This window comes from Leeuwenhoekiella sp. CH_XMU1409-2, from assembly GCF_037029365.1.
Taxonomy (GTDB): Bacteria; Bacteroidota; Bacteroidia; order Flavobacteriales; family Flavobacteriaceae; genus Leeuwenhoekiella; species Leeuwenhoekiella blandensis.
This window is the reverse complement of the sequence record NZ_JAYMEI010000005.1, coordinates 265015-271371: the sequence shown is the minus strand read 5'-3', so window position 1 is coordinate 271371 and position 6357 is coordinate 265015. Positions and strand designations below refer to the sequence as shown.

Genomic DNA, 6357 nt, shown 5'->3' with positions numbered 1-6357 from the left:
TGCGTTTCTTCTCAGCTCCTTCTGAGTCTTTCATAAATAAGTCGAATTTGTGTCAACTTATTTCAGGACGGGACATAAGTTGGAAAAAAGTCTGTTACTTCGGTGCAGACTTTTTTAGTTTTGGCTACTAAAGGTTCTATACCCTATCTGCTTTTTCGATTCATTGCTTGTATCCGCTCTAACCCCTAGCCTTTTAATTTAAAGCATCACTACTTGGTTAAAAAAAGACCCGGCATCAAAAAAAAATGGTCTATAGTTATACCGAAATAACTAAAGCATTCTTTTAAAAGTATTCACAAGCATACACAATTCAGTTTATATAGCAGATCTCTTGATTGTAAGGCTTAAAATTCCTTCTATTCTATTATTTTTAATACATTATTCTGAACACTTCTATATTCCTTTCTAAATCTTCCTGAAGTAAGAAAAGTAAATCATTTTTACTGTTGCGGAACCTGCATTTTTCTTGGTTTGACGACAAACGGTGTAAACCAATCCCAAGTCAATCCAACAGAAAACCGTGGATAGCTGTCAACAAAACGATAATTGTAATCATCAAAACCAAAGCTAAAACGCGCCATAATTCCCAAATCGCCATCCCAGGGATACAAAGTGGCACTGGTCTCTGATCTATAAATTTCAGCAGAAGGATGTACATCAGGATGTAAGAAAACACGCTGAGTTAAACTGTAACGCATTTTCTTTAAATGTGATGTAAACTCATACCAGGCCTCAATTTGATGCCTTCCGTAGATGTTGATGTCTTCTGGATTGTAGCCTCCAAACTGAAACACACCCAAAAAACGATTATGATAAATTTGGTAAGCAATTGTAAAGGAATGCGATTGCAAGGGATAGTTGTCTTCATCAAAGGTATTGATGCGGTAATTTAAAGAGAGTCGTGTGAGATTGGTAGAAAAATTACCTGAAGAACGATTGAGTATTTCAGCAAGATTCGTATCATCTGTGATATCCTCATAAAGTGCCCTACTCTCCGGGGTATTATCCTCAAAATCTTCACTAAAAGCCGATTTGCTTTGACCATTAGAATAATGCCCACTTTCTATTGCTGCAGTTAAAAAATTGTTGTTTTCGGTTTTAATGATCGATTGCCAGCCCATAAAAGCTTTGTACGACGGAGTTTTCACAGGTTTTGAATTGGCATCATAAATACGCAAATGCGGCTGAATACTCAAATACACCGCATCACCGGCAACTATCGTATCTCGATTAAGCGCTTCTCTTATGTCATTATAAATACTGTAATACACCACAGGTTTTGCCTCTAGAAGTATGCGTTCATAAGGATTATTACCAGATCCTGCTGCCAAAAAAGGTCTTTCAGCAATAGGGAAATAGTCCTTAAAGCCTTTTGCTGACTTACTGTTTTGACCAAAACAAACCAAAGCACCTAAAAAGAAAATAACAGAAAAAATACGGTGTAGTGTAAAACTCATAGAATAGCAGATATGTGATGTACGGAAATAGATTTTTAAAATCGTAAAATTGCAAAGAACCAAAACATTAAGCCGTAGGTTTAAGAATATTTTGAGTTTTGGCCTAAATATTGAAACGCATCTAAGAAACAAGCGTCTTTAAAACATACGCTGAATAACGAATTAAAATTGAAATATCCCCAAATATGAAATTTAAGCACCTTGCCTTCCTTTTATTACTTACCGTGAGCAGCATCGCATCAGCACAGGGAACTGTTGCCCACGTCAATATGGAAGAAGTAATCAATCTTATGCCACAAACCTCACAAGCTGAAGCCGAGCTTAACCGACTAAGACAAGCTTATCAACGTGATTTTGAAACTTCGTACCGTGAGTATCAAGCGAAGTTTGTAAAATATGAAGATGAAGAATCTACGCTTTCTCCTGCGGAAAATGAAAAGCGAAAAAGCGATCTCGAACTCATTGAACGTAATCTTGCGCAAACCCAGCAAAATATTGAAAAACAAATCGCAGAAAAAAGAAAGGTTCTTTTTGATCCTATCAAGCAACAAGCACGCGATCTCGTAACAAAGGTTGCCGATAACCTTGGCTTTCTTTACGTCTTAGATTCTTCTAAGGACGCCGGACTCGTTATGGCCAAAGGAAAAGATTTAATGTCTGAAGTTAAACGAGCTTTGGGAATGTAATTAAAGCTCCCGATTCTAAAAAAATTAAGACAAGCGCCCTAGGTATTATACCTGTTAGCGACACCCGTAAACTACCTTAGGGCAAGCCTCGGAGTATTGAACCCTTTGGCGGTGCCAATAAAAAAGCCCGATGCATTAGCATCGGGCTTTCTAGTATTAAACAACCAATCTAATTGGTTACTCTCAAATTATGAAGGTTTACTTAACCTCTTCAAAATCTACGTCTTCTACATCACTTCCTGAAGATCCTTCAGCATCACCACCGGCTGCTTGACCAGCATCTGGTCCCGGTTGTGCTCCGCCTTGCGCTTCAGCTTGAGCTTTGTAAATCTCTTCAGAAGCTGACTTCCAGATCTCATTCAAGTTATCTAGAGCAGGCTGTACTTTTTCTACCTCTCCGGTAGCGTGCGCCTTTTTCAATTCTTCTAAAGCACCTTCGATTTTGGTTTTGTTATCTGCAGATAATTTATCACCAGATTCTTTCAATAGTTTTTCAGTTTGAAAAACCATTTGATCTGCTTCATTCAATTTATCTACTTTCTCTTTAGCTTTTGCATCTGCTTCTGCATTTGCCTCCGCTTCAGATTTCATCTTTTGAATTTCTTCTTCTGTTAAACCTGAAGAAGCTTCAATTCTGATATCTTGTTTCTTACCAGTCGCTTTATCCTCTGCACTTACTTTGATGATACCGTTTGCATCAATATCAAAAGTAACTTCAATTTGAGGAGTACCACGCTGTGCTGGTGGAATACCGTCTAAGTGGAAACGACCAATTGTTTTGTTGTCATTTGCCATTGGACGCTCACCTTGCAGTACGTGGATTTCAACACTTGGTTGGTTATCAGCTGCAGTTGAGAATACCTGAGACTTCTTCGTTGGGATCGTAGTGTTTGCTTCGATCAACTTAGTCATCACACCACCCATAGTTTCAATACCTAAAGAAAGTGGCGTTACATCTAATAATAATACATCTTTTACATCACCAGTTAAAACACCACCTTGAATTGCTGCACCTACTGCTACAACCTCATCAGGATTTACTCCTTTACTTGGCTTCTTGTTAAAGAATTTCTCAACAGCTTCTTGAACTGCAGGTATACGTGTAGAACCACCTACAAGAATAATCTCGTCGATATCGCTCTTAGAAAGACCTGCTGCTTTAAGCGCAGACTCACAAGGCTCAATAGTTCTTTTTACTAGATCGTCAATCAACTGCTCAAACTTAGAACGAGTTAATGTACGTACCAAGTGTTTTGGTCCGCTTGCAGTAGCTGTTACGTAAGGCAAGTTAATTTCAGTTTGATTTGAAGAAGAAAGCTCAATTTTTGCTTTTTCAGCAGCTTCTTTTAAACGTTGAAGTGCCATAGGATCCTTACGAAGATCCATATCTTCTTCTGCCTTAAATTCTTCAGCTAACCAGTTGATGATTTTGCTATCTACATCATCACCACCTAAGTGTGTATCACCATCAGTAGCAAGTACTTCAAATACACCGTCACCTAATTCTAGGATAGAAACGTCATGTGTACCACCACCAAAGTCAAATACAACAATTTTTTGATCACTATCTTTCTTATCAAGACCGTAAGCAAGTGCTGCAGACGTAGGCTCGTTGATGATACGCTCTACTTTAAGACCTGCAATCTCACCAGCTTCTTTTGTTGCTTGACGTTGAGAATCGTTAAAGTAAGCAGGAACAGTAATTACGGCTCCGGTTACTTCCTGACCTAAATAATCTTCAGCTGTTTTCTTCATTTTTTGAAGAATCATTGCTGAAAGTTCTTGTGGAGTATATAAACGACCGTCGATGTCTACACGAGGAGTATCGTTATCTCCTTTTACCACTTGGTAAGCAGAAGCTTCAACCTCTTTAGAAGACTCGCTAAATTTATTCCCCATAAAACGCTTGATAGAAGAAATCGTTTTGGTTGGGTTTGTTACAGCTTGTCTCTTTGCAGGATCTCCTACTTTAATTTCTCCTCCTTCTACAAATGCTATTACAGAAGGGGTAGTTCTTTTACCCTCTGCATTAGGTATAACCACCGGCTCGTTACCTTCCATCACGGCAACACAAGAGTTAGTTGTACCTAAATCAATTCCTATGATTTTACTCATTATATATAATTTTAAGTGTTATTAATTTTTGTTCAGCCTGTTAAAGTCAATCTTTGTGCCACTAGAAATTTGCTGACAAGCTGTCAGAATTTCTTTAATGGCAAGTCAGCAAGTCTGCAAAAATGCGCTCAATGCGTATAGGTTTGCTACGGAAATATGAACTGAATCAATTAGACTCGAAACCAGAGATGTTAGAAATGCAAACGATTTTGTTTTAAACAGTAAACAGAAAACAAATAACCTTAAACCTGACGTAACGCATTTTCAATATCCATAATAAGATCTTCTTCGTGTTCTAGACCTATAGAAAGACGAACCAGTCGCTCGTTGATACCCATAAATTCTTTTATTTCAGGATCAAGCCCCACGTGGGTCATTGTGGCTGGATGCTGCCCTAAACTTTCGGTACTACCCAAGCTTACTGCTAATTTTACCAGTTTAAGACTGTTCAGAAATTTAAAAGCTTCGGCTTCTTTACCCTTAACCTCAAAAGCAATCATGGCTCCCGGAGAAGTATATTGTCTTTTATAAAGTGAATAAGCATCAGAATCTTTAGGTAAGCACCCCAAATAATATACTTTCAAAATTTTAGGATGTTTCATTAGGTATTGGGCAACTCGCTCTGCGGTGCGCGCTTGCTGCTCCATACGTACTTTCAAGGTTTCTAAACTACGTAGCAATAACCAGCAAGTATGCGGACTAGCCATATTCCCTAAAAATGTACGCAAAACTTTAATGCGTTGCATCACTTCGTCACCACCTAAAACAGCGCCTGCGATCAGGTCACTATGGCCTCCCAAATATTTGGTTGCTGAATACATCACAATATCTGCACCGTGCTCCAACGGACTACACCACAAAGGTCCCATATAAGTATTGTCTGTAGCCAAATAAACTTTTTTAGCATTGCTGCTAAAGCGATCTGCCAATCTGCGACACATCACAATGTCTATAAGTTCGTTCGTTGGATTCGCCGGAGTTTCAATGTAAATTAAACTGAGCTTATCGGCCTTTCCACTTTCTTCTATAAGTTGAGCAATATCCTCTTCACTATGATCAGGTCTGAAACCTATGGACTCTACTCCTATTTCCTTTAAAAAGTGATTGATAAAATGATCGGTCCCACCATAAGTTGGTCGGCTGTACAACAACATATCGCCAGGCTTCAAAAATTCAAGCAATACCGTACTTATGGCAGACATCCCACTTTCAAAAACCGCACATTGATCTGCCTTATCCCAAAGCGCCAAACGGTCTTCTAAAATCTCAAGATTGGGATTGTTGATGCGGCTGTAAATAAGACCCAATTCTTCCTGATCTGCTTTTTCACGCAAGCCGTAAGCCACTTCAAAAAAAGCTTTTCCGGCTTCGGCTGTTTTAAATACAAAAGTTGAAGTTTGAAAAACAGGTGGCTTTATCGCGCCTTCAGAGAGTTCGGGCTTATAGCCATGGGTCATCATTAGACTTTCAGGATGCATAGTTGTAGTTTTTAAATTGTTTGGTAAAATTACCATTTACAATACTCCATTTCTGCATTAATGATTAAATCAATAATAATTCCTTTTTTTATAATTTTAACAGGAATTTATTGTTTAATACAACCATTTAAAGCGCTTCCAACGGAAATTTTCCCACTATGAAACTAGATGATACAGATAAAAAATTGTTAGCCATTCTTCAAGAAGATAGTAAGACCAATATTAAAGAGGTTGCTTCACAACTGAATCTTACCAAAACGCCTATTTACGAACGCATAAAAAGGTATGATCAGGAAGGCATAATTAAGAAGTATGTGGGTGTTCTTGACACCACCAAATTAGATACTGCCATGGTGGTTTTCTGCTCTGTTTCCCTTGAAAGTCAAAAGCTAGATGCTTTAGAATCATTTGACAAGGCCATAGCCAATATTCCTGAAGTGGTCGAATGTTATCTGATGGGTGGTGCCAACGACTTTTTACTTAAAGTTGTGGTTAAAGATTTACAGGCGTATCATACTTTTTCATCAGGGAAGCTGGCAGCCTTGCCTAATGTTTCTCAAATAAAAAGCACCTTTGTTTTAAATGAAGTAAAGCGATCTACAGTGATACCTATTTTTTAAA

At 38.2% G+C, this 6357-nt stretch carries 5 protein-coding genes; 2 read left to right on the top strand and 3 right to left on the bottom strand.

The features are described 5' to 3' along the window. Positions 1 to 440: 440 nt before the first annotated feature. On the bottom strand, positions 441 to 1457 hold the full coding sequence (locus tag WA338_RS07890; protein ID WP_009780543.1) for a hypothetical protein: 1017 nt from the start codon (positions 1455 to 1457) through the stop codon (positions 441 to 443). Positions 1458 to 1642: 185 nt separating this feature from the next. On the opposite strand from WA338_RS07890, the gene WA338_RS07885 reads away from it, so the two are divergent. Continuing rightward, positions 1643 to 2143 (top strand): OmpH family outer membrane protein, encoded by a 501-nt coding sequence (locus tag WA338_RS07885; protein ID WP_272986035.1) that lies wholly within the window; start codon positions 1643 to 1645, stop codon positions 2141 to 2143. A 198-nt stretch (positions 2144 to 2341) separates the two neighbouring features. Here the strand turns inward: WA338_RS07885 and dnaK are convergent, their stop codons facing one another. Together dnaK and WA338_RS07875 are read right to left on the bottom strand one after the other, a co-directional pair. After that, complete coding sequence (gene dnaK / locus WA338_RS07880) at positions 2342 to 4258, bottom strand: molecular chaperone DnaK (RefSeq protein ID WP_009780545.1); 1917 nt, start codon at positions 4256 to 4258, stop codon at positions 2342 to 2344. Between the two features lie 242 nt (positions 4259 to 4500). Beyond that, positions 4501 to 5772, bottom strand: a complete 1272-nt coding sequence (locus WA338_RS07875; RefSeq protein WP_154648933.1) for a cystathionine gamma-synthase family protein — start codon at positions 5770 to 5772, stop codon at positions 4501 to 4503. Between the two features lie 122 nt (positions 5773 to 5894). On the opposite strand from WA338_RS07875, the gene WA338_RS07870 reads away from it, so the two are divergent. Further along, positions 5895 to 6356: an Lrp/AsnC family transcriptional regulator gene (locus WA338_RS07870; RefSeq protein ID WP_009780547.1), complete on the top strand. Its 462-nt coding sequence runs from the start codon at positions 5895 to 5897 to the stop codon at positions 6354 to 6356. Position 6357 lies beyond the last annotated feature (1 nt).

Bases quoted from the DNA above. Each gene is read 5' to 3' on its own strand.
- WA338_RS07890 (WP_009780543.1), bottom strand. From the start codon at position 1,457: ATGAGTTTTACACTACACCGTATTTTTTCTGTTATTTTCTTTTTAGGT.
- WA338_RS07885 (WP_272986035.1), top strand. From the start codon at position 1,643: ATGAAATTTAAGCACCTTGCCTTCCTTTTATTACTTACCGTGAGCAGC.
- dnaK (WP_009780545.1), bottom strand. From the start codon at position 4,258: ATGAGTAAAATCATAGGAATTGATTTAGGTACAACTAACTCTTGTGTT.
- WA338_RS07875 (WP_154648933.1), bottom strand. From the start codon at position 5,772: ATGGTAATTTTACCAAACAATTTAAAAACTACAACTATGCATCCTGAA.
- WA338_RS07870 (WP_009780547.1), top strand. From the start codon at position 5,895: ATGAAACTAGATGATACAGATAAAAAATTGTTAGCCATTCTTCAAGAA.